Source organism: Yoonia sp. JB2-21, from assembly GCF_055693545.1.
The window spans coordinates 1,620,547-1,646,081 of sequence record NZ_JBVFUC010000001.1; the positions used below are offsets into that span (position 1 = coordinate 1,620,547).

The 25,535-nt window shown below is 58.3% G+C and carries 22 protein-coding genes and 3 pseudogenes; 6 read left to right on the forward strand and 19 right to left on the reverse strand.

Going from position 1 to position 25,535, the window contains the following annotated elements:
- Positions 1 to 6: 6 nt before the first annotated feature.
- From pufB to ACZ1G5_RS08165, 8 genes and pseudogenes are all read right to left on the reverse strand, one after another.
- Complete coding sequence (pufB, locus tag ACZ1G5_RS08130; RefSeq protein ID WP_472732360.1) at positions 7 to 162, reverse strand: light-harvesting antenna LH1, beta subunit; 156 nt, start codon at positions 160 to 162, stop codon at positions 7 to 9.
- Positions 163 to 335: 173 nt separating this feature from the next.
- Entirely contained in the window at positions 336 to 572 is a 237-nt protein-coding gene (gene pufQ, locus ACZ1G5_RS08135; protein ID WP_472732361.1) for a cytochrome PufQ, read from the reverse strand.
- Positions 569 to 2,029, reverse strand: a complete 1,461-nt coding sequence (gene bchZ / locus ACZ1G5_RS08140; protein ID WP_472732362.1) for a chlorophyllide a reductase subunit Z — start codon at positions 2,027 to 2,029, stop codon at positions 569 to 571. The genes pufQ and bchZ overlap by 4 nt, the downstream gene beginning before the upstream one ends.
- Before the next feature lie 105 nt (positions 2,030 to 2,134).
- Complete coding sequence (gene bchY / locus ACZ1G5_RS08145; protein WP_472732363.1) at positions 2,135 to 3,739, reverse strand: chlorophyllide a reductase subunit Y; 1,605 nt, start codon at positions 3,737 to 3,739, stop codon at positions 2,135 to 2,137.
- Positions 3,729 to 4,732, reverse strand: a pseudogene (locus ACZ1G5_RS08150) (chlorophyllide a reductase iron protein subunit X). Before ACZ1G5_RS08150 ends, bchY begins: the two are co-directional and overlap by 11 nt.
- A complete protein-coding gene (gene bchC / locus ACZ1G5_RS08155) occupies positions 4,729 to 5,667 on the reverse strand; it encodes a chlorophyll synthesis pathway protein BchC (RefSeq protein ID WP_472734297.1) in 939 nt (312 codons plus the stop codon). Before bchC ends, ACZ1G5_RS08150 begins: the two are co-directional and overlap by 4 nt.
- Positions 5,668 to 5,777: 110 nt before the next feature.
- The gene (locus tag ACZ1G5_RS08160; RefSeq protein WP_472732364.1) at positions 5,778 to 6,926 is read right to left on the reverse strand and encodes a methyltransferase; all 1,149 of its coding nucleotides are present in this window, start codon (positions 6,924 to 6,926) and stop codon (positions 5,778 to 5,780) included.
- The gene (locus ACZ1G5_RS08165) at positions 6,927 to 7,808 is read right to left on the reverse strand and encodes a polyprenyl synthetase family protein (protein WP_472732365.1); all 882 of its coding nucleotides are present in this window, start codon (positions 7,806 to 7,808) and stop codon (positions 6,927 to 6,929) included.
- Positions 7,809 to 7,892: 84 nt separating this feature from the next.
- Between ACZ1G5_RS08165 and crtD the strand changes: the two genes are divergently transcribed.
- The 3 genes from crtD (at position 7,893) to ACZ1G5_RS08180 (ending at position 10,719) form a co-directional block, all read left to right on the forward strand.
- On the forward strand, positions 7,893 to 9,446 hold the full coding sequence (gene crtD, locus ACZ1G5_RS08170) for a 1-hydroxycarotenoid 3,4-desaturase CrtD (RefSeq protein WP_472732366.1): 1,554 nt from the start codon (positions 7,893 to 7,895) through the stop codon (positions 9,444 to 9,446).
- Positions 9,410 to 10,279 carry a carotenoid 1,2-hydratase gene (gene crtC, locus ACZ1G5_RS08175; RefSeq protein ID WP_472734298.1) on the forward strand — a complete coding sequence of 290 codons (870 nt, stop codon included), beginning with the start codon at positions 9,410 to 9,412 and terminating at the stop codon, positions 10,277 to 10,279. Before crtD ends, crtC begins: the two co-directional genes overlap by 37 nt.
- Positions 10,280 to 10,473: 194 nt before the next feature.
- Complete coding sequence (locus tag ACZ1G5_RS08180; RefSeq protein ID WP_472732367.1) at positions 10,474 to 10,719, forward strand: hypothetical protein; 246 nt, start codon at positions 10,474 to 10,476, stop codon at positions 10,717 to 10,719.
- 240 nt (positions 10,720 to 10,959) lie between these two features.
- Here the strand turns inward: ACZ1G5_RS08180 and ACZ1G5_RS08185 are convergent.
- The 6 genes and pseudogenes from ACZ1G5_RS08185 to ACZ1G5_RS08210 all read right to left on the reverse strand — a co-directional run bounded on the left by ACZ1G5_RS08185 (position 10,960) and on the right by ACZ1G5_RS08210 (position 17,617).
- Positions 10,960 to 11,594, reverse strand: a pseudogene (locus ACZ1G5_RS08185) (ATP-binding cassette domain-containing protein).
- Positions 11,587 to 13,277, reverse strand: a pseudogene (locus ACZ1G5_RS08190) (ABC transporter permease). The pseudogenes ACZ1G5_RS08185 and ACZ1G5_RS08190 overlap by 8 nt, the downstream one beginning before the upstream one ends.
- Positions 13,278 to 13,319: 42 nt before the next feature.
- Complete coding sequence (locus ACZ1G5_RS08195) at positions 13,320 to 14,519, reverse strand: ABC transporter substrate-binding protein (protein ID WP_472732368.1); 1,200 nt, start codon at positions 14,517 to 14,519, stop codon at positions 13,320 to 13,322.
- Positions 14,520 to 14,531: 12 nt separating this feature from the next.
- Positions 14,532 to 15,140 carry a CDP-alcohol phosphatidyltransferase family protein gene (locus tag ACZ1G5_RS08200; RefSeq protein WP_472732369.1) on the reverse strand — a complete coding sequence of 203 codons (609 nt, stop codon included), beginning with the start codon at positions 15,138 to 15,140 and terminating at the stop codon, positions 14,532 to 14,534.
- A gap of 97 nt (positions 15,141 to 15,237) precedes the next feature.
- Positions 15,238 to 15,669, reverse strand: a complete 432-nt coding sequence (locus ACZ1G5_RS08205) for a GtrA family protein (protein ID WP_472732370.1) — start codon at positions 15,667 to 15,669, stop codon at positions 15,238 to 15,240.
- Positions 15,617 to 17,617, reverse strand: a complete 2,001-nt coding sequence (locus tag ACZ1G5_RS08210; protein WP_472734299.1) for a hydantoinase/oxoprolinase N-terminal domain-containing protein — start codon at positions 17,615 to 17,617, stop codon at positions 15,617 to 15,619. Before ACZ1G5_RS08210 ends, ACZ1G5_RS08205 begins: the two co-directional genes overlap by 53 nt.
- A gap of 170 nt (positions 17,618 to 17,787) precedes the next feature.
- Here ACZ1G5_RS08210 and ACZ1G5_RS08215 point away from each other — a divergent pair, with 170 nt between their 5' ends.
- Positions 17,788 to 18,402, forward strand: a complete 615-nt coding sequence (locus ACZ1G5_RS08215) for a class I SAM-dependent methyltransferase (protein WP_472732371.1) — start codon at positions 17,788 to 17,790, stop codon at positions 18,400 to 18,402.
- Positions 18,403 to 18,555: 153 nt separating this feature from the next.
- On the opposite strand, the gene ACZ1G5_RS08220 is transcribed toward ACZ1G5_RS08215, so the two are convergent.
- Both ACZ1G5_RS08220 and ACZ1G5_RS08225 read right to left on the reverse strand, forming a co-directional pair.
- Positions 18,556 to 18,771, reverse strand: a complete 216-nt coding sequence (locus ACZ1G5_RS08220; protein WP_472732372.1) for a hypothetical protein — start codon at positions 18,769 to 18,771, stop codon at positions 18,556 to 18,558.
- Between the two features lie 2 nt (positions 18,772 to 18,773).
- The gene (locus ACZ1G5_RS08225; protein ID WP_472732373.1) at positions 18,774 to 20,570 is read right to left on the reverse strand and encodes a hypothetical protein; all 1,797 of its coding nucleotides are present in this window, start codon (positions 20,568 to 20,570) and stop codon (positions 18,774 to 18,776) included.
- Between the two features lie 207 nt (positions 20,571 to 20,777).
- Between ACZ1G5_RS08225 and ACZ1G5_RS08230 the strand changes: the two genes are divergently transcribed.
- Entirely contained in the window at positions 20,778 to 21,950 is a 1,173-nt protein-coding gene (locus ACZ1G5_RS08230) for a glycosyltransferase family 2 protein (protein WP_472732374.1), read from the forward strand.
- Positions 21,951 to 21,971: 21 nt separating this feature from the next.
- Positions 21,972 to 23,258: an acetylornithine deacetylase/succinyl-diaminopimelate desuccinylase family protein gene (locus ACZ1G5_RS08235; protein ID WP_472732375.1), complete on the forward strand. Its 1,287-nt coding sequence runs from the start codon at positions 21,972 to 21,974 to the stop codon at positions 23,256 to 23,258.
- Between the two features lie 15 nt (positions 23,259 to 23,273).
- Here ACZ1G5_RS08235 and ACZ1G5_RS08240 read toward each other — a convergent pair whose 3' ends face one another.
- The 3 genes from ACZ1G5_RS08240 to panB form a co-directional block, all read right to left on the reverse strand.
- Entirely contained in the window at positions 23,274 to 23,690 is a 417-nt protein-coding gene (locus tag ACZ1G5_RS08240) for a VOC family protein (protein ID WP_472732376.1), read from the reverse strand.
- Between the two features lie 133 nt (positions 23,691 to 23,823).
- Positions 23,824 to 24,666: a pantoate--beta-alanine ligase gene (gene panC, locus ACZ1G5_RS08245; RefSeq protein ID WP_472732377.1), complete on the reverse strand. Its 843-nt coding sequence runs from the start codon at positions 24,664 to 24,666 to the stop codon at positions 23,824 to 23,826.
- Positions 24,663 to 25,490 carry a 3-methyl-2-oxobutanoate hydroxymethyltransferase gene (gene panB, locus ACZ1G5_RS08250; RefSeq protein WP_472732378.1) on the reverse strand — a complete coding sequence of 276 codons (828 nt, stop codon included), beginning with the start codon at positions 25,488 to 25,490 and terminating at the stop codon, positions 24,663 to 24,665. The genes panC and panB overlap by 4 nt, the downstream gene beginning before the upstream one ends.
- Positions 25,491 to 25,535 lie beyond the last annotated feature (45 nt).

Below are 25,535 nucleotides of genomic sequence, written 5' to 3' on the forward strand. Positions count from 1 at the left end.
CCTCTCCTACCAGCTAAACCAAGGAAGCTTGATGTACGTCAGAATATGAGCAACGATTGCCACGGCTGCGAACAGCGTGAACCCACTCAAATAAACTGCGTGCAGCTCCTGGGCCTGCTCGTCAGTGAGACCTGTGAAAGATAGGTCAGATTTGTCAGCCATGTTTTGTCTCCAAAATAAAGTACTGACGCCGCGCACCCCCCGCGGCCGGGTTACGACAGAAGCTCTTCCTCTGCCCTAATCCATCATCCCGGGGGGAATGATGAACATCGGATGCCCTTTCGGGCAAATGTCGTGGCCACTGCTCGTGCGGGCCCATATGTCGTCGCTGTAGATCAAGCGCTGAAGATCTGCGGCGTAATGATGCGGGCCTGCGTCCAAGCCTTGGCGAACGGGCCCTTGGCTGGCATTTCCATCTGGCGTGCTGCTGACAACACCCAAGTCAGGATGCAAAGCGGCAGCGTGGCCAGAAAGATCAGCCCGAAATAGGCGTAGTATTCGCGTTTTGGCGGTGCTGTCCGTGAGCGTAGCCCCGTAACGTTTGTTGGGGCGTCTGTTGTAAAGTCTGTCATGTCCGTCCTCCCGAGGATGGTTGCAGTGTCTCGACGGTCTCAAGAACAACCCGGTCGTTGCCGGCGTCGAGGGCTGCGCGCTCGGCTGCATCACGCAGCGTTTTGGCGGCAGAAATTCGTGTCAGGATCGGGTGCGTTGCCACGATCTCATCCAGTTTGGCTTGCGCATCAGGATCCCAAGGGAAATCACGGCGCAGCGGTGTCAGGGTTGCGTCGGTTTCATCCATCTCACTGCCCAAGGGCAGGATATGGAACAGCGCGTCAAACAGACCATTGCAGACCTCTTGCAACAGATAAGTCGCACCGGCGTAGCCCATAAAGGGCGTGCCCGTGGCACGGCGGATCGCGGCACCCGGGAAGCTGGCGGGAATGAATACTGGCGACGGGCCATGCCCCGCCTTCATCTCAGCCATATACATTTTCTCGTTGATCGAACCCAAAACAATCAAAGGGCGCTTGGTGTGCATCAAGCTGCGCACTTCATCATTGTTGGTTTTCTTGCCACGGCACCGGGCGACAGCGAAGGCACAAGGGAAACCCAGATCACCCTCAAGATAGTGGCGCACTCCGCGGGCATAGGTCTCATTGGCGACAATTGCGAATTCAGCCGTGGCAAAGAAATCCTGCGTCACCGACCGCCACAAATCCCAGACGGGCTTGATGGTCGAATGCTTCTCGCGCTCAATAAACGGCTCCGGGTCGAGACCCGTCAATTCACCCAGCTTGCGCAAGAACTTCGTTGTGGAATCAATGCCAAAGGGTGCTTGCAGATAGGGCTTGCCCAGCACCTCACACAGACCGCGCCCAAACTCGCGATACATTGTGACGTTCACATCGGCATTCACCAGATTGCGCATCTCGGCAACATGGGCACCCAAAGGCATAACCATGTTGATCTCAGCTCCGATGCCTTCAACCAAGCGGCGGATCTCAGCCAGATCGGACGGCATGTTGAACGCCCCGTACATCGGCCCAAGGATATTCACGCGAGGCTTGGCATCTTCTTCGCGCTTTTTCTCGGGCGGCATCCGGCCTTTGGTCATGCCAAATTCCGTAAAGATCCAAGTCATCGCGCGGTCTGCGCATTCCCACTGATCCTCATCAATGGTCCGTGGCAAAAAACGCTGAATATTGGTGCCCTGCGGGGTGACGCCACCGCCAATCATCTCGGCAATGGAACCCGTCACAACAACGGCAGGCAAAGCAGGATCAAGCGTTTCCCACGCCCGCTTCATCGCCTCTTCAGTACCTTCACCCATCTCGGTTTCGGCAAGGCCAGTCACCACAATCGGCAACTCATGCGGCGGCAATCCGTCGGTGTAGTGCAAAACGGACGTCACAGGCAGGTTTTCACAACCCACCGGGCCATCAATAACAACTTGCAAGCCTTTAACGGCACAGAAGGCATAGACTGCACCCCAATATCCGCCCGCGCGATCATGATCGGTAATCAGCATGCGCCAAATCCCTTCTCATGTTCGAAAATACCTCGGGGTCCGGGGCAGCGCCCCGAAGAGGTGGGCGGGCGGGCCCGCCCGGCAGAATTGCAACAAAGCACAGCATCATATCATCTGCTCCGCCTTGGCAGCGCGTGCCATCTTGTCCAGTTTCTTTTGATGCTGAGCCCGGAAATCCGGGCGCAAGTTCGGCGCGCCTTCCCAGACACCGGCAGTATCTTCGCGGCCGACGCCCTCAAAGAACGCGCGCATCGTGTCCATCTTTTCCTTGCCCGCAATCGCCGCATTCACGACCTGGGCCAGCGAGCCAGCACCCGCCGGGCCCATGAGTGGCCGCGCAGAAATCAAATTGGTAAAGTAAAGCGACGGAATGCCGTGCTCTTTTGCGTGTTGCACAACCGGAGTGGTACCAATTGCCAAATCAGGCTTGATCGCGTCCACAGCGGCCAAATCATCTTCCAGCGAGGCGCGATAGACGACCTTTACACCGCGCGCGGCCAGCCATTCAGCGTCAGGGTGCGACCATTCGGTCTTGGGGCAAGCCGTTCCAACGTAAGGGACGTCAGCACCACTTTCGATCAGCAACCGGGCCACCAAAAGCTCAGACCCTTCATAACCGGACAGAGTGATCGTGCCGTCAATCTTTGATCCGGCCAACGCACCCTTAATCGCGGGAAGGAAGCGGTTTTGCGCTTCTGCAATCTGGTCAGGTTTTACATTGTAAGCATCACCAATGGCGGCCAGCCAATCGGCGGTCCCATCATGGCCAACAGGGGCAGAGCCCACAATCTTGCGACCAGCACCCTGGAATTCACGGATGGCAGAGGTGTAGAACGGGTGGATCGCCGCAGCGACACCGCAATCCAATGCCGCGTATAGTTCGCGCCACTCACGTGTCGGCACAACCGGACCAGCGGCGAGGCCCATCGGGGCCAGCATCGCGCCAATCATCATTGGATCAGCCGGGAACATCTCACCCAATAGCGCAACGGTCGGACGATCAGACTTGCCACCAACGGGACGGGAAACAGGACCAGCCTTAATCTCTTCACGGGCATAGGCCAGCATCGCACCGGCCAAGACGTCCTTGGCCTCGGCATGGGTCGGAATACCAAATCCGGGCACATCAATGCCCACGATCCGCACGCCGTTGATCTCTTTGGGCAGTAACCGCAGCGGCACACCGGATGCTGTGGGCACGCAAAGGTTGGTCACGACAATCGCGTCATAGCGGTCAGGATCCGCCATATCATGCACACTCTCGCGAATGTCCTCGAACAGTTTACCTGTCACCAATGTCTCAGAATTGAACGGCACATAGCCAACCGACCGGCGCGCGCCATAGAAATGTGACACGAACGTGAGGCCGTAGACGCAACAGGCAGAGCCGGACAGCACCGTGGCCACACGTTTCATCCGAAGGCCTACACGCAAAGACCCGAAGGCAGGGCACATGCTCTGCGGTTGATCATGGGGGCCTTGCGGATAGTCCTTCGCATATTGATCCAAAATTTCAGATTTGCCAGCCGCACGGGCCGCTGCTTCCATTGAACCGGCACTGGCCGTGCAACCGCCCTCTAGGGCAGTCGCCTGCGTGCCAGCGTCCAGCGTTTCAGAGGTTTCTTCACGCGCAACACCCTCGATGATCTGGACTTGTCCAGCATCATCATAGCCAACTTCATAGCCTTGGGTATCAGCCTCATGCGTCATCGTAGATGACCTCCAGGCTTTCTTTCGGCTTGGCATTCTTGCCGCGCATATCGACATCCGTGGCGGGGACCAGTTGATAGTCGCCGCCGGTATCTTTGGCATCGAACAGACCCAGCAGACCATCTTGATCCAACGGCACCGGGCGCACAGGCGGGGCCACGCCCACAGCCTCGGCCAGACCTTCAAACATCGGGCCCCACTGGCTCTCGTTTGTGCCAACGATCTGATAGTTTGCGGATTTCTTTCTCAGGTCGTCGTCTTGTGGAATCGCAGCAAGGACTGGAATGTTAACTGCCTCGGCGAAAGCTTGGGCTTCTCCGGTCCCGTCGTCCTTGTTGATAACAAGCCCGGCCACCCCAACATTACCTCCAAGCTTGCGGAAGTATTCGACTGCTGAACAGACATTGTTAGCAACATATAAGGACTGCAGGTCATTCGATCCCACCAAAATCACTTTCTGCGCCATATCGCGCGCGATCGGCAGGCCGAAGCCGCCGCAAACCACGTCGCCCAAAAAGTCGAGCAACACATAGTCAAAGTCCCAATCGTGGAACCCCAGTTTTTCAAGCAATTCAAACCCGTGAATGATCCCACGACCACCACAGCCACGGCCCACTTCTGGGCCACCAAGCTCCATTGCAAAGACACCGCCGCGCTTGAAGCAGACATCGCCGATAGCAACTTCTTCACCCGACAGCTTTTTCTTTGCTGATGTCTCAATAATCGTCGGGCAGGCCTTGCCGCCAAACAGCAGGCTTGTGGTGTCAGACTTGGGATCACAGCCAATCAACAGCACGCGCTTGCCCATCTCGGCCATCATATGGCTGAGGTTGGCGAGCGTGAATGATTTACCAATGCCGCCCTTGCCATAGATCGCAATGATCTGGGTTTTGAGGTCGGCTCACCCTGCGGCACTTCCAGATTAGGCTCTTCGTTCGCCTCATCGCGCAGGCGCTGGTCGAAATCCTTCAGGTTTGGAATTTCATCTTTCATGCAGTTCCCCAATTCAAGATCATTTTCAGACACGCGGGATCGGTGAACGCGGTCTGGTATGCGCCGCTGGCGAGTGCGGCGGGTTGTTGGTGTGTGATCAGATCGGCCAATTCCAGAACGCCAGCTTCAACCAGCGCTTTGGTGGCCACCATGTCGTCGGGCGCCCATTCCGCGCTGATGCGGAACCGGGCCTCTTTCATGAAAGCGGGCGGAAAGGCGAATTGCAGCGGTGCGGTGTAGAAACCGGCAAGGACAATTTCGCCTCCTTTGGCGATGCGACCGATCATGTCATTCAACAGATCACCACGGCCAGATGCGTCGTAGACTGATTTATAGTCGCGACGTTCGTCCAATTCTGGCGTTGTGACTTCATAGCCGACAGCGCCATCCATGCGGACTGGGTCAACTTCCCAAACAGTCGGTGCAGGTGCGCCAGACGCGATAGTCAGGCGGGCCAGCAAGCGGCCCAGAACACCGTGACCAATGATCAAATCAGGAACGGCCTTGTTCGGACCCGCCATCGCGTGACGCGCAGTAGCGGCCAACGCAAGCAAAGCGCCGGCGGCACCCAAGCCACGATCAACACGGGTCACCCGTGCGGCCTTGGTCACAATCGTTTCGGCGGCAGCACCAAACAAACCGTGCGCGCCTTCATAGCAACTGGCACCGGGCACAAACACATGTTCGCCGACGCGATAGCCGCTGTCAGCACCCGCTTCGACGACTTCGCCAGCGGCTTCATATCCGGGGATCAGGGGATAGCCCATTCCGGGGAATGGCGGCATCTCACCCGTCCAGAACAGCTTTTCAGTTCCGGTGGAAATGCCCGAATGCTTGATCGCAACGACGATATCATCCGACGCAGGTGGAACGATTCCCACCTGATCAAGCGCCAGTTTACCAGGCGCCGATAGGATAACTGCCTTTGTTTCCAACGTTTTCTCCCTCATGTCGCGATTTTTGCTAAATACAAACTGCGACACTCTGTCCTGCCTTAGTTTAGCCTTACATGCAGTACTGTCAATTAATTTAGACACCTAAAGTGTCAACTTTCCCTTACACCCGTCACAACCGATGTAATAAAGGGACGCAGGGCTTTAGGCGTCAGGATTTGCGCAAAGCCAGCTTGCGCCAAGAGGGCAGCGATCTGCGCCTGCGATCGGGCCGTCCCTGTGCGCATCGCCATACAGTAAAGCGCGAAATAGGCGTCACCTGCCCGTTGCGGTTTGTCCCCGCCTGTCATCGGCTCTGATATCACGACGCGGCCGCCTGCGGGCAAAGCCTCGAACGCCGCTTTCAGCAGGGCGATGACAGTTTCATCGGCATGATCATAGAGCACGCGCACCAGACTGATGGCATCAGCGCCACGCGGCAATGGATCATCGCGAAAAGAGCCGGGAACAATTTCTGCCCGCCCAGACAATCCGGCATCCTCAAAGCGCTGCATCGCGCCCGGGGCAACGGTAGGCAAATCAAACAGAGTCATATCCAGATCAGGGTAAGCCGTGCCAACGGCGGTCAAAAACGCGCCCGTTCCACCGCCCACATCCAAAATCTTTTTGCAGCCAGACAGCGACACGGTGGCCAGCGTATCCTCGGCCACCAGCACCTGACTATCCGCCATCAACTGGGAATAGGTTGCTGTGGTACGCGGATCAGTCGCGCCACTTGCGCCAAAGACATAGGGCCAAAATTCGGCCAACTCAGTCTCAACCTCACCTTTGAAAAAGGCGACAGGATCGGCCAGATCAAGATACAGCACATCATGGTGGTCAATCATCCCCGCCAGACCCGGCACACCGGCTAGCGCTGCACCACGTGTGGTCAGCGCATAGCGCCCGGACTTGCGACGTTTGACCAACCCAATTGACGCAGCCCCCGCCATAAGAACCGGCATCCGATCCTTCGGAATATCAACCTCGTTGGCCAAGGCGTGACTGGTCATTTCCTGATCCAGCAGAATTTGCGGCAGTTTCAGCCGCACGAAGGCCTGCAAGATTTGACTGTGGCAGAACCCCGCGACCAGATCGAACATTGCCTCACCTTCGGACCGGACAATGCGGCGGGTCAGCGGAAAGCGCGCAGCCCATTTCTGAAAACCACGCGATGCCACAAGGCGCGTCAAACGACCAGACCGCTTTGCCGCCCCACGCGGCAGCGCAGGCTGACGAAGGGACAGGTCGACATCCGTCATTTATTCGCCAGGAACGGTCGGCCTGCCGCGCGCGCCAGCAGGCACCAACTTATCCGCGTAGGCGCGGACCATCTGCGCCAAAGCAGCCTCACCGGGGCAAGCCGGAATGGATGAAATCGCGCCGCCCAGGATGTCATCAAAGCGCTGGATCGCCCCCTGCACACCGTAGGCCGCAACGGCATTGGGCCGCCCGTGCAGATCATCCTGACCCGCAGGTTTACCCAATGTCGCCTCGTCACACAGCGCATCGCGCAGATCGTCGGCAACCTGAAACGCCTCACCAATGCGCGCGCCTAGTTCTTCCCAAGGCTCCGCCTCTTGGCCCGCCGCGACGGCACCCATTTGGGTGGCGGCGATGAACAAAGCACCCGTCTTGGCCTGATGATAGGCGGACAGATCAATCTGATCCTCGCTTTCCCAGCCCTGTCCGGCACAAATGCCAAAAGGCATGCCCGTTCGGGTGCCCAGAATATCAATCAACTTCAAAGCACGGTCCGGCGCATCGCCCGCTGCACGGGCCAAAATCTGGAAGCCCATGATGATCAGGCTATCACCCGTCAGCACCGCCAAAGGCTCTGAATAGGCACGATGCAAGGCAGGCTTGCCGCGCCGCATATCTGCGTCATCAAAGCAAGGCAGGTCATCATGCACGAGGCTCGCGCAGTGGATCACCTCAAGGGCGACACCAGCCGCATCCGTCAGCTCTGGCCGGTCATCGCCGCAGGCCATCGCCACAGACGTCAGGATCGTCGGACGGATACGCGCGCCACCGGGGGTCACGGCATATTCCAACGCCGCCGCCAGCTTGGCCGGGGCCACGCCACCCTGACCCGCCGTGATCGCTTGGGCCATGGTCGCATCAATACGCTGCGAGATTCTCATGCGCGTCTCCTTTGCAATCTATAGTGTCTATTTTAGTTTACATATGTCAATGTAAATCAAACGTAACAAATGACTCGGAATTGGATGACGGTTGTTTCACCCAAAATCGTGGTGGTTGGTGCCGGGATCGGTGGCCTGTCAGCAGCGCTGCGGCTGAGCCACCAAGGCTGCGATGTCACCGTGCTGGACATGCACGCCGCACCGGGCGGCAAAATGCGCACGATGCCATCTGATGCGGGGCCCGTGGACGCAGGGCCGACCGTACTAACGATGCGACCTGTCTTTGACGATCTGTTCAACGATGTGGGTGAAACCCTTGGCGATCACCTGACCCTTTTGCCGCTGAAAACACTCGCCCGGCACTACTGGGACGATGGGGCGAAACTGGATCTGGATGCGGATCCAGCACAAAGCCTCGCCAATGTTAAGGCGACCTTCGGGACCAAAGCAGGACGCGAATTCGCGGCATTCTCGGCCCGCGCCAAACGCCTGTTCAACGCCTTTGACGGCCCAATGATGCGCACGCCCGAGCCAAGCCAAATGGCAGTCACGAAAACCGTTCTGCGGCAACCCGGCCTCATTCCCGCAATGGCACCCCACCTGACGCTGGCGGGCCTGTTGCGGCGATCTTTCAGCGATCCAAGGCTCGCGCAATTGTTCGGGCGCTACGCAACATATGTCGGCGGCTCGCCCTATGCGTCACCAGCCATTCTGTCGCTGATCTGGCAGGCCGAGGCGCAAGGCGTCTGGTCTGTCAAAGGCGGCATGCATCAGGTCGCACAGACAATCGCAGGGCTTGCGACAGCACGCGGTGCAAGCTTTCGCGACAACACCACAGCCACGCGGATCACCCAACAAAACGGGCGGATCAGCGGGGTCCAAACCGACGACGGGCATTTTCCCGCCGATATGGTGCTTTTCAACGGTGACCCACGGGCCATCGCCACCGGCAATCTGGGGCAAAGCGTGCAACCGGCGGTCAGTGCCAAGGACACCGCAACGCGCAGCCTGTCCGCCTATGTCCACGCCTTCGCAGCAAAGCCCGATGGCGTGGACCTTGCCCACCACACCGTCTTTTTCGGGCATGACCCCAAGGCGGAGTTCGCAGCGCTGGCCAAAGGCGAGATGCCGACGGACGCAACACTCTACCTGTGCGCCCAAGATCACGGGCAGGTGGCGCCCGATGCACTGCAACGGTTCGAGATCATCATGAACGGCCCGCCTATTCCGCGCGACCAGACCAAGGAAAAACCGCTATGTCAGACACAAGTATTCAACCGGTTTCGGGACTTCGGCCTACAGTTCAGCCCCACACCGGGACCGGACACACTGACGACACCGCAGGGGTTCAACCAGCTGTTTCCCGCCAGCCACGGTTCCCTTTACGGGCAGAGCCCGCACGGCCTGATGGCGGCCTTCAAACGCCCAACGGCGCGGACGAAGGTGCCGGGGCTCTACCTGTGCGGGGGCGGGGCACATCCGGGGGCGGGGGTGCCGATGGCGACGCTCTCCGCAGCGCACGCGGCCGCGGCGATCATGACGGACCATGCTTCCACCTTGACGTCCCGCCCAATGGCTACGCCTGGTGGTACATTGACGGGATCAGCGACTGCGGGACGAAAGCGGTCTCTGTCATAGGGTTTATCGGATCGGTGTTTTCACCGTGGTACGCATGGTCAGGGCGCAAGGACCCGGCCAATCACTGCTGCATCAATGTGGCGACCTACGGACCCGGCGGACGTTTTACGATGACGGACCGGGGTCGCGCGGCATTGCAAACAACGCCTGACACCTTTCAGGTCGGCCCGTCATCCATGCATTGGAATGGCAACGAGTTGGTGATCGACATCAACGAGATCAGCAGCCCACCGCTGATCAGCCGGGTGCGCGGGCAGATCACGATCACACCCCACGCGATGACAAACGTCGAACTCCCCCTCACACCAGACGGCGCACATATCTGGCGGCCCTTCGCGCCCTCATCCGACATTAAGGTCGACTTGGAGGCCAAGGGCTGGCAATGGTCCGGCCACGGCTATTTCGACAGCAACTTTGGAACCCGGTCGCTGGAAGAAGACTTCAGGTTCTGGACATGGGGGCGCTATCCTACGAAAGCGGGGGCCACCTGCATCTACGATGCGGTACGGCGGGATGGCACAACGCTGGACACCGCGATTGCCTTCGACGGGGCGGGCAATGCGCAGGCCGTTGACGCCCCTCCGCGCACCCGTTTCAAACGATCCCTCTGGCAAGTCATGCGCGAAACCCGCGCCGATCCCGGCGTGATGCCCAAGCAAGTGCTGAACATGCTGGACGCGCCGTTTTATTCACGCTCTGCCGTGCAGACGCAGATCGATGGGGAAGTGGTGACAGGGGTGCATGAGGCGCTTGATCTCGACAGGTTTCGGTCACCTCTGATCAAGCCGATGCTGGCTATGCGGGTGCCGAGGAGAAAGGATTGGCAGGGGTAGTATTCGCTTCGGCACCGATGCTTCGAAAGCAGCACCGCAAAGGACTTTCGGCTTCATAATGACGCACAGCACTTTGATGAATAGTCTCTCTGGCAGAGCGGCGATCTAGTTGCGTTTTCCTTTGGTACGAAAGCGGGTAACATCGTCGCCATGTAGATATTTTCACGCCGTCACTTTCCCAGAATGAGGTTGCCATGCGAACGCTAATAACAGGCCTTTCTTTGGCCATTGCGGCCCCTGCGATAGCCGATCAGTTCTCTTTTCAGTCACCATCCGGCAATATCCAATGTGCCTTATCCGAGATCGCTGGTGAAGCCTCTGCCGAATGCCATATCAACGAGGCAGAACCGAGTTTCTCCGAACCACCCTCAGGTTGTGATGCAGATTGGGGCAACCGCTTCTATGTGCTTGGTACAGGAGAGGGTCAGCGTAGTTGTTGAAGTGATGCGTATTTCCAACCCGATGGTCCAGTGTTGCCATACGGTGCTTCTGTGTCTTTGGGAAATGTTGAATGCAAATCGGCGCGGGCCGGTATCACTTGTTTCAATCAAGACGGCGGTGGTTTCTCGGTACGCCGCGCCAAGCAAGTTCTGTTCTGACAACTGCGAAATTGTTGTCGCGCCCAATGTATTGACCGTGAAGGAGGGGAGGCTGAACTGATACGCCTAACCACCCTTCATTCACCCACCCAACGTCACAATCACCCCACCGGCCGCCTGCGCGTCTTCCGCATCATGCGTCACCATCAAGACCGGCAACGCCCGCGCCCGCGCGCGATCGAACACCATCTCCCGCACTTGTGCCCGCAGCGCTGCATCCAGTCGCGAAAAAGGTTCGTCCAGCAACAACCCACATGGTTCTGACAGCAACATCCGCATCAGGGCCACCCGCGCCTTTTGCCCCCTGACAGGGTCGCCGGATCACGGTCTGCAAAACCGCCCAGACCAACCTCTTCCAGCGCTTCGGCAATCTTGTCTTGCCGTTCCGCAGACGATCCCCCCGGCTGCAATCCGAACGCGAGATTGGCGCCGACCGACAGGTGCGGAAACAACAGGTCGTCCTGAAACAGAATACCAACGCGCCGCTGATGCGGGGCCGCATGGGTGATCTCATGCCCATCCAGCCAAACCTCGCCTGTCGCGCGAAAATCAGGGGCGAGCGTGCCGGTGATAAAGGCAAGCAAAGTTGATTTACCCACGCCGGATGGTCCCATGACGGTCAAAACCTCGCCCGGGCCAATATCATGCGTGACCGACAAGAGCGGTGCGCCACCCTTCGTGATTGCCACATCCCGCAGAGATAGACCCTCATGCATACCGTAGTCCCCTTCTGTTGCGCCAGACCAAGGCAGGCAGCAGCAGCGCCAGCGCAAAGGGCACCAGTGCCGCCCCTGTTTGCATTAATCCATAGACTGCGATCGCCCGCCGATCCCCGCCAGAGGCCAACGCCACCGCCTCGGTTGTCAGGGTCGCGACCCGGCCACCACCAATCAACAACGTCGCAAGATACTGCCCGACCGACACCGCAAGGCCAACCGCCAATGCCGTCAGAATGGGCCGCAGCAACATTGGCAGGCGTACCCGCCACAGCACACCATTGGGGCTTGCACGTAGGGCCGTGGCAATTGTGCCCATACGTGCGTCCCATGCCCGAAACGGGTCTGCGAGCGACAAGAATACATAGGGCAGCACAAACACCAGATGCGCCAACATCACAGGCAAACGCCCAACGTCCGCACCAAGGTTCAACATCAGTGTCTGTAAACCCGGCAGGAATGCCGTTTGCGGGATCAGCAACGGCAGATAAAGCAACCAGACCGCGCGTTGGCTGAACGACAGGCCAAAGCGGTATTCTGCCTCCAGACAGCCAATGGTCAGGATCAAGGCCACCATCGCAACCGTAATCGCAATCAGGGCCGTTTCGCCCAACGCCTCCAGCGTGCCGGGGCCAAAGCGCATCCAGTTGCGGAACGTGAATTGATCTGGGAAAGCATCGGGAAACCCCCAAAAACCGGCAAAGGACCAGATCACCAGAACAACCAGCCCCAGCAACACGGCCAAGGCCGACGCAGCCCCTGCAAACAAGGCAAGTTGCGCTACAACAGGGTCCAAGCTGCCCCGTGCGCCCGACGCGATCCATCTCCGGCCCAGCCATCCGATCACCGTCTCGCCGATCCGCCAAAAGACCAATGCACCAATGACCAAAGCCAACTGCACCAAAGCGCCCGCTGCCCCCTCAAGTCGCATGGCAAGGTCCGGATCAGACATCCATTTGACGATCTGCACCGATAGCGAAGGTGGCGTGTTTGGTCCCAAAATAACGGCCACATCAACGACTGACATAGAGTAAGCCAAGACCACATAAATCGGTGGTCTGATCTGGGCATAGACCCGCGGGAAAACGGTCTTGAGCCAGCCGGTCACCCGCCCATAGCCCAACGCTTGCGAAATGGTCACGCTGCGCTGCGCATCCGCTTGCCCCAGTGCCGCAAGCGTGATCAGCAACAGGAACGGCACTTCCTTCACAATCAGCCCGGCGGTCATCGTCAGACCCCATGTGTCTTGGACGATCAGCAGATCAGGGGGCGGTCCCACCCCGTCACACCCGGCGACATCAACCGCGACAACCAACCGGACGGCGCGATTAAAAACGCAAGGCCAAAGGCGGCGGCGGCATGCGGGACCGACAAGAGCGGGGACAGCAAGCGCTCTAACGCACGAAAGGGCCGGGTGCCGGACCAACCCGCCGTGACCAGCATGACGATGGCCAGCGAAATGGTGGTGGCAAGCAAACCAGTCGAGACCGACAAAAACATCGCGCGCGGCAGGCCAGCCCACTCAAACAGATCGCGAAAGGGGTCCAGCGACGGGCCCGTTAGTCCGGCGGCTGGCAGATGACCAAAGGCGGGCATGATCGTGCCCCACAGACCGGCGATGACCGGGCCTAGCATCGCGAGCAAAGTCAGAATTGGCAAAAGTGGGGGAAAACGGCGGGTCATGTGGTGCCCCGTCCCGGCACGCGTCCGGGACGGGCATTGCCGTTACTGCGATACACCGTAGCGGGTCATCCAGTCGTCAGCGATGCGGACCATCCAGCTTGGGTGTGGCTCTGCCTGAACAGTGCCCAGTTCCGCTGGTGTCAACGTCGCCACGCCAAGGTCCAGCGCATCAAACAAGGCACGATCTTCGGCGGGAAGCGCATCCATATTCAATACCGTGCCATAGCCCAAAATCGCTGGGTCCTGCGCGCGGGCTTGTGCCTCGGCGGACATCAGGAAGTTGGCAACAACCATCGCACCGGCCTTTGAACCAGAATTGTAAGGGACGGCCACAAAAGATGCGTTCCCGATTGTGCCTTTGTCCAACACGAATGTGCGCACGGACGGTGGCAATTCACTGTTGGCAATCGCTGTTGAGGCGGCACCGGGGCTAAATGAAATCGACAGATCAAGTTCACCATCCGCGATCAGCGGGAACATGGCCGTACCGGTCGCAGGATAGGCCTTGCCCTCGCGCCAGAGGTTCGGGGTCAGCTCATCAAGATAGGCCCACAAGGGCGCCGTCACCGCATCATAGTTTTCGTCGGTCGCGGGCGCGGCCAGAACAGCGGTGTCAGGCAGGATATCAACCAACACCTGCTTCAAGAACGTGGTACCCAAGAAATCGGGCGGCTGAGGATAGCTGAAACGACCGGGGTTCGCGGCGGTCCATTCCAACAGGGCCTGCATGGACCCAAGGCGGTCTGGCATATCTTCGGTGTCATGGACAAAGACGACCTGCGCCATCGCCCAAGGGCTCTCATACCCTTCGGTCGGCACGGTGAAATCTGTCTGAACCGACTTACCTTCGCTATCGACAATCGCCCAGTTCGGCAGTTGTTCGGCATAAGGACCAAACAGCAGATCAGCCTCTTTCATCGCGGCAAAGTTCGCGCCGTTAATCCAGATCATGTCGATGGCACCGTCATCGTCTTCACCCGCCTGCTTTTCAGACAGAACACGGGTCACAGCATCCGCGGTATCGGTCAGCTTCACATGCTCTAACGTCACGCCGTAGTCTTCCATCACACGATCACCAACCCATGCGATAAAGTCATTGGTTGTCGTGGATCCTCCCCAGGCATTCCAAAACACGGTCTGGCCTTCGGCCTCGGCTTTCACGGCCTCCCAGTTTGCGGGGTCAATGTCGGCCAATGCTGGCACCGGGGCCAAAAGTGCAGCCAATACGGCAAGATGTTTCATAGATCGTGTCCTTTAGTGCGTGTAGATTTGTTTGGCGGCATAAATCCGCAGCGTGGCAGTTGCAAAGCAAAGGGTACCAAACACCCAAGCCAGCGGAGAGAAATAGGCAGGCAACAGGCAAAGCACCACAAAGAACACGATGGTCTCGGTCCCTTCCAGTATGCCGTTGGAGTAATAGAGCGACTTTTGGCCCTGGGCGTAGGTCTTATGTCCGTGCTTCTCGGCAAGGATGGCATAACCCAAAAAGCTGGTGCCATTGAAATAGAACGAGGCCAGCAAAAACGCTCCCGCCGCCCCATTGGTCGCAGGATCATAGATCACAAACGCCATTGGGATTGCGCCGTAGAACAGAAAATCGACGGCGATATCCAGATAGCCGCCAAAATCCGTTTTCTGCGTGGCGCGGGCCACCGCGCCGTCCAGACCATCCGCCAAACGACTGGCCAAAAGCGGGACGAGCGCCCATCCGGGCGCACCGATTGCGATCAACAGGGCAGCAAACAGACCCAAGCCCAGACCAATGAGCGTAACGCCATCGGCCGTAAACCCACGCGCAGCCAGACCGGCACCAATTTGGTTCAATGGCGGGTCAATCAGTTGGCGGGCGTGACGGTCGAGCATTCAAGTCTTTCCAAAGCTGCGGCCCTTTTGGACGATGCGACCGGGTGACGCAATCAACCTGACAAGAATGTGAGAGCGACAGCACTCTTTGACACAATCACCGGAACGCAAAGAAACGGGCACCCAGAAAATTCAGACATGAGCCCGCAAATGACCCTATGGCAAAGGCAGCAAAGACGGTCACGCTCGCAATCCCGAACACCAAAACGATAGCGGAATAAACGGCATAATTGGTCAGATTTCCGGCGATCTGCACGCCAAAGTACCGGCGGAACTGGCCTTGGTTGCGCTGCCTTGCGGTGCGGAACGTCCAGTTCCGGTTCAGCGCCCATGTCACGATGACAGCACAGGGGAACGAAAAAGCGCGGGCCACAAATGGCGACATGTCAAATGACAAAAACAGCCACAGCAGTCCGCCATCGACAACAAAGCCAACAGCCCCTACCGCGCCGAAGCGCATGATTTGAGTGACGAGGTCAGACCGCAATGCGGGGCCTGCCACTGGCTTCGACGCGAATGGTCGCTTCAACGAACATAGCGCGGTTTTCGACGTCGATTTCGGCAATATCGCGCGATACAGCAAACCGAATATCCTCAACGCCAGAGGCCCGCACCAATCCTTCGGCCTCGCGCCGCAGAGCGGCTTCCAACGTCCCAAGCGCCTGTTCTTGATCAGCAAAAGTCTTAGGACCATCAGGCAAATGCACAGCAAACACTCCTTCGCCGGCACTTGTCACAGTCCCGGTCGCCTGCATCCGAACCTGCCCCACAACTGCGCCAATCGCATTTGCCACGCCACCATGCTCGGGCAGGATCATTCGCGTGCCAAGCCGATCCCCAACGGCACCATAGTACGTCGCAGCAGACGCACCCAACCCAATGACCGGAACGCCAAGCCCCATCTGCATGCGCACAACACCACTGTGCCGATCCAACCCGGCAAGGCTCAACGGATGCTGCGCCAATGCGGCGAGGTCCACCCAATCCAGATCATCCTCGGCAAATCCGGCTTGTAAGAGGCAATCCACCGTTTGCGCTGTCAGTTGCCGGATAATCTGCTGGGCCAATGCCGGTCCGTTTTCGGCAAGGCGGCTTCCTGCGCCAGTGCGACGACGGGCAAACAACGTCAGTGCCTTCTCAGCGGCCTGAGCATCCCAAGCACCCACAAGCCCCAAGACATGCGACGCGTCAGAGGGGGTTACGCCCGCCAGCATGACAAGACCCCGGGCCACCAACCGGCCCAGTGCCGGGTTTTCCATGCGGGTCTGTACCGCATGCCCCAGACGCGTGGGACCGTTAGCCAGGCGATCAACAATGGTCCGTTCGCGGGCATCCAACCCCTGCGGGATAAGGTCCCAAAGCGGGATCACAAACTGCCCGCCATCTGCTGCCGGGATATCCTGCGCCAATGCGCGGTCCAACGTGGCATGGATCAATTCGGGATGATGATGTGCGACAAGCGAGATCGGCATCAGTCGGCGGGGTCCCAGCCGAATGCCGCCATCCAAACCATCGACAACATGCACCTCACTGTCGCCGCCAAGACCCGTTGTGCGCATCGCAACAGCCTCAACCATTGTCCGAAACGGACCGACACGCGCACCTTGCGGGTCAATCTTGGGGCGCCCATCGCGCAACAGGCAGACATCGGTCGTTGTCCCGCCGATATCGCTAACCAGAGCATCGGTCTCGCCGGTCAACCAGCTTGCACCGGCAATCGAGGCCGCTGGCCCGCTCAGGATAGTCTCGATGGGTTTGTCACGTGCGATGTCAGCCGAAACCAAAGCCCCGTCACCGCGCACAACCATCAGCCGGGCCGCAATACCGACATGAACGAGGTGATCCTCGCAAGCGCTGATCAAGCGATCCAACATCCCAATCAGGCGGGCGTTCAAGACCGCTGTCAAAGCGCGCTTTGGCCCGCCCAGCGCTTGGCTCAACTGATGCGAGCAGCTGACAGGTTTGTCGGTTACGCGACGGATCAGATCGCGAACCGCAACTTCATGGACAGGGTTTCGCGTCGCAAAGCTGGCCGCGACGGCAAAGCCTGTCACACCTGCATCCATCTGTTTCAGCGCCACCCGCAGCGCGTCCAGATCAAGCGGGTGCACCTCTCCTCCGGCATGATTGTGGCCACCAGAGAGCCGGATCACCGGATCACCGCGCAGGGCATCGGTGAGCCCGGCGCGACCCATGTCGGCGTCATCAAAGCCAATCGCGACCAATGCGATGCGGCCGCCCTGATCCTCAACAAGTGCATTCGTCGCCAATGTGGTCGACAGCGACACCATCGCAATATCGGTCACATCAACGGCTGCCTGGGCAATCGCGGCATCAATGGCTTCACCCACGCCCATGGCCAGATCAGGCCGGGACGTCAGCGCTTTGGCAGAGGCCACAACTTTATCTGCGGCTTCGTCCAATATGACGGCATCGGTATAGGTTCCGCCGGTATCGACACCCAAAAGGTAGGCCATCGTTTTGATCCACTTTGTAAACGCCTGCCAGATAAGTGGTAGCACCGTCTAAAATGCAACGCCAATTCACCATAGTTCTGCCAAAACCGCCGCATATTGCGGCATCAACCTTTACGTTAATCCAAAGTTGACCCACCTTACGCTTGGCAAGCAGTACGAAAGACCCAAAGATGTTTACGAAATCCGTCGGCCAAGTGCATGAGAAACTGGTGTTCAACCGCCGCGTCCGCGTTCTGGTGGAAGAGATCGGCGCGCTGCTGCCTGCTGGGTCTGAAATGCTGGACGTCGGCACAGGTGACGGACAAATCGCCAAGATGATTGGTGAGCAGCAAAGCGGCACGACCGTCCAAGGCATCGACATCATGGAACGCGAAAAGATCCATATTCCCGTTACGCTTTTCGATGGCACAACGATCCCGATGGACGACAACAGTGTGGATGTCGTGACATTCGTCGACGTACTGCACCACACCGATGATCCACAGATCCTGATCAGCGAAGCATCGCGCGTCGCGCGCAAAGCGGTCATCATCAAGGATCACCTGAGCGAAAACAAACTCGACCATCTGACATTGCGGGCGATGGACTGGGTCGGCAACGCACCACATGGTGTTGTATTGCCCTACAACTATGCCCCACGTCGCGACTGGGATGGTTGGTTTGCAAAAGCCGGGCTAGACACAGATGAATTTGTGCCCGCGATCCCGCTTTATCCCGCACCGCTGAGCTGGGTGTTCGGGCGTAAGTTGCACTTTATCGCGCGTCTGACCCCGACGGCGGCCTAAAGATCACATAGCGACAAATCAGATAGCTGACGACAGCAGCCGCACCCGCTGTCACGAGGAAAAGGCCTGTATCAAATACAAAATTCTTAGTCACAAACCGGCTTGTGATCGTGGACACCACTGCCAGACTTGCCAGCTGCGTCGCACCATAGATCAACATGGCCGACGGTCCGGCCTGATCGGCCCGAAAAGCAATTCTTTTTGCGCCCAGAATGCGGCAGGAATGCAAAGCAGATACACGATCACGCTTGTCAGAAATGGCGGAGCACCTGCAAACCGGATCAATCCAGCCGTGATGATCGCATAGCCTAAACTAAAGCTGCCACCCACCAACAAAAATCGCAGGAACGGCAAAACCTGTTGGCTCATACTCATTCCGGCAAGACCTCAAACAACATCTGTGCATCGTCGCTCAGCGCAACTTGGCGCAGCCAGTCGGCAGACCCGCCGTTGGCAAGATCGTCAACAAAGTCGCTGTCATAGTTAAAACCACGGCAAAGCAGTAGATGGGTCGCACCAGAATTCCGAACATAATCGGCCATCTCAGCACTCTCCATCATGAAGGGCAGCACACCATTGCCGAGTGAGGCTGCACTGCGATGATACGGTGCGGCGACCCCCTGATGATGGGTTGCCCAAATCATCCCGGGGCCAAATTTGCTCTGGGTCAGTACAACAGCCGGTGGGATCTCATTCAGTGACGTCAAGGATGCGTAGCTCCGGCAATCCGCAGCAAAGGATGAGGTTAGAACCTCGCTTCTGTCCTTCATAATCAAGGGCGCAATAGGGCTCAGTATAAGCACGGGCGACGTGATAATGGTCGCAACTGCGATAGCCATCAGCCCCTGACCCAGGTCGCGGTTCTGCAGATAACCGGTCAAGAAATGTGCAACAACAATGCCGCCAATTACTGGCACAGTCGCGGCAACCATAATGACGGTGCGCACCTGAAGGAACATCATCGCAAAGCCAAACATGCACAGGATCAGCAAAAGTCCTAGCGCCTGATTTCGCCCTTCCAGCTCAGACTTTGTCCGTAGAGATGACACCCAGATTAACAAACCGAAAAACAAAGATACAACGATGGGCAAGCTGTAGATAAGACCCGTTACCAACTCGGTCCGCATATAAAGCGGCAAGGTTTTTGCCTCAGGGATACGTTCTCTGATGATGTCCTGCAGCACCATCGGAAGATCACCGTAAGGTCCATCCAGACATACCGACAACAGCGGCCATGCCAGAACAATACCTACAGTTGTCATGACCACCGTTGCACCCACCTGCATGACGGTCGCAGGAAGCCAACGCTGCAATACGATAGGAACAACGCTGGCCACAGCAGCAGTCGCGACCAACGACAGCGCCGGTGCGCCAAGCTGATCACAGACCGGCAAGGCCCATCGACTTGGCACCGTCTGGCCCATCATCAACAGCACCGATGCAATGCCAAGCGAGACGCTAAACACGACCAAAAGCTTGCGCGACATCGGCGTCGCAACAAAATGTGCACGGACAAAAAAGGCGACACCGGCACCCACAATGAAAGGCAAGCTCTCAAGCCCAATCGCGAGTGAAAAAGCAGCGGCAATGCCGCCAATAACGCCAGCGGCAACGGGGCGGGTGGGCCATATCACAGCAAAGGCCAGAATGGCCATCATCAAGAGTTGGACATTGTGGTGATCAAGATTGCCCGGTGCCGCATGCAAATCCGCCGTCACTGGCCACAGCGTGACACAGAGCACCGCGAAACACGCCGGAAGCTTACCAAAGATGCGCTGAGTGCCAAAGCCAATCAAAAAAATCGTCAGCAAAAGGATGACAGTTGGCCAGATCGCGGCACCGATCAGCTCGGCTGTTTCCATTGGCATGAACCACGAAAGCGGTACGATGAATGCCGCGATGCCCAGATCAATATAACGGGACCAATGCAGCGGCACCCCCTCGGGCGGCAACAGACGATACTGCGTTACATCGTACCAGCCCTGTCCCCCGATCCAATCACGCACCGACAACAGGCGCATTATGTCGTCATTACCTCTCTTGGCAAAATTCTCATGCATCATTATGCCATCAGCCAAGGCTTTCCCAAGGACGAGCAGCAAGGAAAACCCCAGTGCGGCACGGAACGGGTGCGCAAGTAACAAACGTAAAACTGCTTGGCTTTGCATAAGGATGAAGAACCTCGATCAATCTGGCCGTGACTTAGCATCGGCGCATAAAGGGCAACATTGTTTGAAATAGGGCGACAAATGCCCACAAAAAGCTGTTGCACAAAGGTCGCGACATGCCAAAGGGAGGGCTCACCACGGCCTGAATTGCGCCCCATTTGCCCGCTACCAGCGTTTCTGAAACGTGTCTAATCCAAGCGAAATGCAATGACTGAACTCACTATCCTGATGCCCTGTCTAAACGAGGCCGAGACGCTAGAGACCTGTATTATAAAGGCTTTCGACTATCTTGAGCGCTCTGGTGTGGATGGCGAAGTTCTGATCGCGGACAATGGGTCTACGGACGGCAGTCAAGACATTGCAAAGGGCTTGGGCGCGCAGGTCGTCGATGTGCCGATCAAAGGCTATGGTGCCGCTCTGGGTGCCGGGATCGACGCCGCTAAGGGGCGGTTCGTGATCATGGGCGACAGCGACGACTCTTATGATTTCTCGAACCTTGACCCCTTTGTTGAACAGCTGCGCGACGGGGCTGATCTGGTTATGGGCAACCGCTTCAAGGGTGGGATTGCGAAAAACGCGATGCCGCCGCTGCACCGCTATTTGGGCAACCCGGTTCTTTCGACTGTGGGTCAGGTCTTTTACCGCACCCCTATCGGCGATTTCCACTGCGGCCTGCGTGGTTTTAACCGCGAAGCCATTCTTGGTTTGCATCTCAATACACCAGGCATGGAGTTTGCGTCCGAAATGGTGATCCGCTCCACGCTCTTTGGCCTCGACATCCGCGAGGTGCCAACAACGCTGAAACCTGACGGACGATCACGGCCCCCGCATCTGCGGAGCTGGCGGGATGGCTGGCTGCACCTCAAACTACTTTTGACCTTCGCGCCCTATTGGTTGTTCTACTATCCCGGCCTTGCGCTTTTCGGGATCGGACTGGTCAGCTTTGGCGCGCTCATGTTCGGACCTGTCACCATTGGCGGTGTAAGCTTCGATGTGGCCACAATGATCCTGGCAAGTGCGCTGATCCTCACCGGATTTCAGATGGTCTGTTTCCACGTACTCACGCGCATCTTCGCGGTCCGCTTCAATTTGCTGCCGTCATCAGCCAGATACGAACGGTTCCGCAGCAAAATCTCGGTCGACAACGCCTGTGTTGTGGGCGCGATCCTGCTGCTGGTCGCACTCATCGCGGTTTTAGCAGGCGTCTTCAGCTGGGGTGCCACCGGCTTTGGCGATATGGTTGCCAGCGATATTGTGCGCCCGGCGGCACTATCCGTTGTTTGCGCCTCACTGGGCGTGCAGGTAATTACAACCGGCTTCCTGTCCTCGATGCTGCAACAACCGATCCGGCCTGACCCCGAGCCTATTGCGGGCGCCTGATCCTTGGCCGATAGTTGGGGAATGGATGCACCAAACCCACTGGCAAAGGCGGTCGCTGACCGGCGCGACGATCTGATCGCGCTGACACAGGACCTGATCCGCATACCCACGCTGAACCCACCGGGCGACTGTTACCGCGAGGTCTGCGAATATCTTGACCGGCGCCTGCGTCAATCGGGGTTTCAGACCGAACTGATACGCGCGCGCGGCGCGCCTGGCGACAGCGACAAATATCCGCGTTGGAACATCGTGGCGCGGCGTTCGGGTACGCGGCCCGGCGATTGCGTCCACTTCAACAGCCATACCGACGTGGTCGAGGTTGGCCACGGCTGGACCAAAGACCCCTTTGGCGGCGAGCTCAGCGACGGCAAAATCTTCGGACGTGGGGCCTGCGACATGAAGGGCGGGCTGGCCGCATCCATCATCGCGGCAGAGGCATTTGTCGCCACCCATCCAGACTTCGGCGGAGCGATTGAAATCTCGGGCACAGCGGACGAGGAATCCGGTGGCTATGGCGGCGTCGCCTACCTTGCAGAAAAGGGGTATTTCGATCCTGCCCGTGTGCAACACGTCATCATCCCCGAACCGCTGAACAAAGACCGCGTGTGCCTCGGGCATCGGGGCGGCTGGTGGGCGGAAATCGAAACCTTTGGCGAAATCGCACATGGCTCCATGCCGTTCCTTGGCGACTGCGCCGTCCGGCATATGGGGGCCGTGCTGACCGAATTCGAAGACAAGCTCTACCCCGCAATGGCCGCCCGGACAACCGATATGCCCGTGGTGCCCGAAGGCGCGCGATCTTCAACAATGAACATCAACTCGATCCACGGCGGGCAAGCCGAACAGGCTGATGATTACACCGGCCTGCCCGCGCATTGCGTGCCGGATAGCTGCCGGATCGTGATCGACAGACGTTTTCTGGCAGAGGAAAACGTGGACGATGTGCGCGGCGAAGTGCGCGCACTCCTCGAAGGGCTCAAAGCAAACCGCGACCGGTTCGATTATGAGATGCGCGAAATCAACGTGGTGCTACCCAGCATGACCGACCGCGCAGCGCCCGTCGTGCAAACCGTTGCAGCTGAAATCGAAAAGGTGCTCGGCAAACCCGCCGAATTCGTGGCCTCCCCCGGCACCTACGACCAAAAACACATCGACCGGATCGGGAAGCTGAAGAACTGCATCGCCTACGGGCCGGGGATATTGGAACTGGCGCACAAGCCGGACGAATACGTTGGCGTCGACGACATGATCGACAGCGCGCAGATCATGGCAGGGGCGTTGAAGAGGATTTTGCTGCCAGCGTTGTAACGGTCCGGGTTGCCCCTATCCGTCGCGTCCGGGTTCATCGGGGTTACTGGAAAACAGCGCAATCTTGTTGCCTTGCGGGTCGCGCAGATATCCCACATAAAATCGCGGGCCATAACTTGCCCGAAACCCCGGCTGCCCCTCGTCGGAACCGCCAGCGGCAATTGCGGCAGCATGCAAATCGCGCACCTGTCTCTGATTGCGCGCCTCGAACGCAACCATAGCGCCGTTCCCAGCCGACGCAGGACGGCCATCAAAGGTCGGCTTCACGTAGAAATCGGGCAAGACCGGCAACTGCCCCGGCGCAACCGGTAACACATAACTTAGACCCTCGGGACCCTCTGATAACTCATAGCCGAGCGCGGACAAAAACGCCCCATAAAACCGCTTGGCCCGCGCGATGTCGTCAGTGCCAACTGTGACGTAAGCGATCATTCCATATGTCCTTCTTCGCAAGCGATACTATGCAGCAAAGCCTAACACGTTATGGACAGCCAACCCAGCCACTTCAGATATTTGCGCTGATCGGTGGCCGCCGGTAAATCTATCACCTCGGGGTAAACCCGCCCTACACCGCGATATTATCAATCAGCCGCACACCCGCGAGCCAAGCGGCCGCGAACAAACGCGCGTCTGGCTTTGCCTGATCCAAAAGCGATAAGTCCCCACCATCACGCAATTCCAGATAGTCGATGTCGTTGAACCCAGCCGCCATGATCCGCGCGGTGGCATCTGGCAACACGTCAGTCATCGTTGCTCCAGCACGCAGTTTGCCCAGCATGTCTTCCATCACTTCGGCCAAGATCGGCGCATAGACCCGCGACCTGTCTGACAAGAGCAAGTTGCGCGATGACATCGCCAACCCGTCCTCTTCGCGGATTGTCGGGCACCCAACAACTTCGACGGCCAAGTCTAGATCGCGGGCCATCCGCCGCACGATCTGCAATTGCTGATAGTCCTTCTCACCAAAGAAGGCATAATCAGCAGATGTCTGGATGAACAGCTTCGAGACCACTGTCGCCACCCCGTCAAAATGCCCCGGGCGGCTTTCGCCGCACAGCATATCGGTCAGACCGGACACCGAAACAGTGGTGGCAAAACCGTCAGGATAAATCTGATCCGGCTCGGGCACATAGATCAGGTCCACACCAATCGACTCAAGCTTGCGCGCATCCTCTTCTTCGGTCCGCGGATAGTTCTTAAGGTCATCAGGATCGTTAAACTGCTTGGGGTTCACAAAGATCGTCACGATGACCCGGTCGCATTTTTCACGCGCCGCGCGCGCCAAGGACAAATGGCCCTGATGCAAAGCGCCCATGGTAGGGACAACGCCGATGGTCTCATCCGCTTTGCGCCAAAGTGCTGTCTGCTGGCGCAGCCCCGCCAAGCTTCGTTCAATGGGTGCGATCATTTTGATGGAGCCTCATCCGCAAAGACATGCTCTTCCGCCGGAAACACACGCGCGCGGACGTCAGCGGCATAGGCTGCAATAGCCGCCGCACCATCGTCGCCCAGATGGGCGTAGCGTTTCACGAACTTCGCTTTGAACGCGGTGAACAGGCCCAGCATGTCGTCCACGACCAATATTTGCCCGTCACACCCCGCACTGGCCCCAATCCCAATCGTCGGAATCGGAACGCGTGCGGTGATCTCATCAGCCAGCGTTTGCGGCACCTTCTCCAACACCACAGCAAAGGCCCCCGCCCGCGCCACAGCATCCGCATCGGCCAAAGCCGCATCGCGCGCCGCACCACGGCCCTGCACCTTATAGCCGCCAAGCGTATTAATTGACTGCGGCGTCAGCCCGATATGGGCCATCACCGGAATGCCGCGGGCGACCAAAAACGCAATCGTATCGGCCATCGCGACACCGCCTTCCAGCTTCACTGCACCCGCCCCGGTCTCAGACATCAGCCGGGCAGCATTGCGAAACGCCTGTTCGCGACTTTCCTCATACGACCCAAAGGGCATATCAATCACCATCATTGCAGAGGTCAGTCCCCGTGCGACCGCCTGCCCATGCAAGATCATCATCTCCATCGTCACCCCAAGGGTCGATGGCAAGCCATGCAGCACCATCCCCACGCTGTCACCGACAAGCACAAAGTCGCAGTGTTCATCCATCATCTGCGCCATCGGCGTGGTGTATGCGGTCAGGCTGACCAGCGGTGTGCCACCCTTGGCTGCACGGATATCATCGGGCATTGGGGCACGTTTCTTGGCGGTGGCACTCATGTTTGGCTCCATCTTTGATGGCAGCGGGATAGCAGCCGAAACCGA

Bases quoted from the DNA above. Each gene is read 5' to 3' on its own strand.
- panC (WP_472732377.1), bottom strand. From the start codon at position 24,666: ATGATCGCACCCATTGAACGAAGCTTGGCGGGGCTGCGCCAGCAGACA.
- ACZ1G5_RS08230 (WP_472732374.1), top strand. From the start codon at position 20,778: ATGACTGAACTCACTATCCTGATGCCCTGTCTAAACGAGGCCGAGACG.
- ACZ1G5_RS08220 (WP_472732372.1), bottom strand. From the start codon at position 18,771: ATGAGCCAACAGGTTTTGCCGTTCCTGCGATTTTTGTTGGTGGGTGGC.
- ACZ1G5_RS08160 (WP_472732364.1), bottom strand. From the start codon at position 6,926: ATGACGGATGTCGACCTGTCCCTTCGTCAGCCTGCGCTGCCGCGTGGG.
- ACZ1G5_RS08165 (WP_472732365.1), bottom strand. From the start codon at position 7,808: ATGAGAATCTCGCAGCGTATTGATGCGACCATGGCCCAAGCGATCACG.
- panB (WP_472732378.1), bottom strand. From the start codon at position 25,490: ATGAGTGCCACCGCCAAGAAACGTGCCCCAATGCCCGATGATATCCGT.
- bchZ (WP_472732362.1), bottom strand. From the start codon at position 2,029: ATGCTGATTACCGATCATGATCGCGCGGGCGGATATTGGGGTGCAGTC.
- ACZ1G5_RS08200 (WP_472732369.1), bottom strand. From the start codon at position 15,140: ATGCTCGACCGTCACGCCCGCCAACTGATTGACCCGCCATTGAACCAA.
- ACZ1G5_RS08210 (WP_472734299.1), bottom strand. From the start codon at position 17,617: ATGGCCTACCTTTTGGGTGTCGATACCGGCGGAACCTATACCGATGCC.
- pufQ (WP_472732361.1), bottom strand. From the start codon at position 572: ATGACAGACTTTACAACAGACGCCCCAACAAACGTTACGGGGCTACGC.
- pufB (WP_472732360.1), bottom strand. From the start codon at position 162: ATGGCTGACAAATCTGACCTATCTTTCACAGGTCTCACTGACGAGCAG.
- ACZ1G5_RS08225 (WP_472732373.1), bottom strand. From the start codon at position 20,570: ATGCAAAGCCAAGCAGTTTTACGTTTGTTACTTGCGCACCCGTTCCGT.
- ACZ1G5_RS08195 (WP_472732368.1), bottom strand. From the start codon at position 14,519: ATGAAACATCTTGCCGTATTGGCTGCACTTTTGGCCCCGGTGCCAGCA.
- crtD (WP_472732366.1), top strand. From the start codon at position 7,893: ATGACGGTTGTTTCACCCAAAATCGTGGTGGTTGGTGCCGGGATCGGT.
- ACZ1G5_RS08180 (WP_472732367.1), top strand. From the start codon at position 10,474: ATGCGAACGCTAATAACAGGCCTTTCTTTGGCCATTGCGGCCCCTGCG.
- ACZ1G5_RS08240 (WP_472732376.1), bottom strand. From the start codon at position 23,690: ATGATCGCTTACGTCACAGTTGGCACTGACGACATCGCGCGGGCCAAG.
- ACZ1G5_RS08215 (WP_472732371.1), top strand. From the start codon at position 17,788: ATGTTTACGAAATCCGTCGGCCAAGTGCATGAGAAACTGGTGTTCAAC.
- bchY (WP_472732363.1), bottom strand. From the start codon at position 3,739: ATGACGCATGAGGCTGATACCCAAGGCTATGAAGTTGGCTATGATGAT.
- ACZ1G5_RS08235 (WP_472732375.1), top strand. From the start codon at position 21,972: ATGGATGCACCAAACCCACTGGCAAAGGCGGTCGCTGACCGGCGCGAC.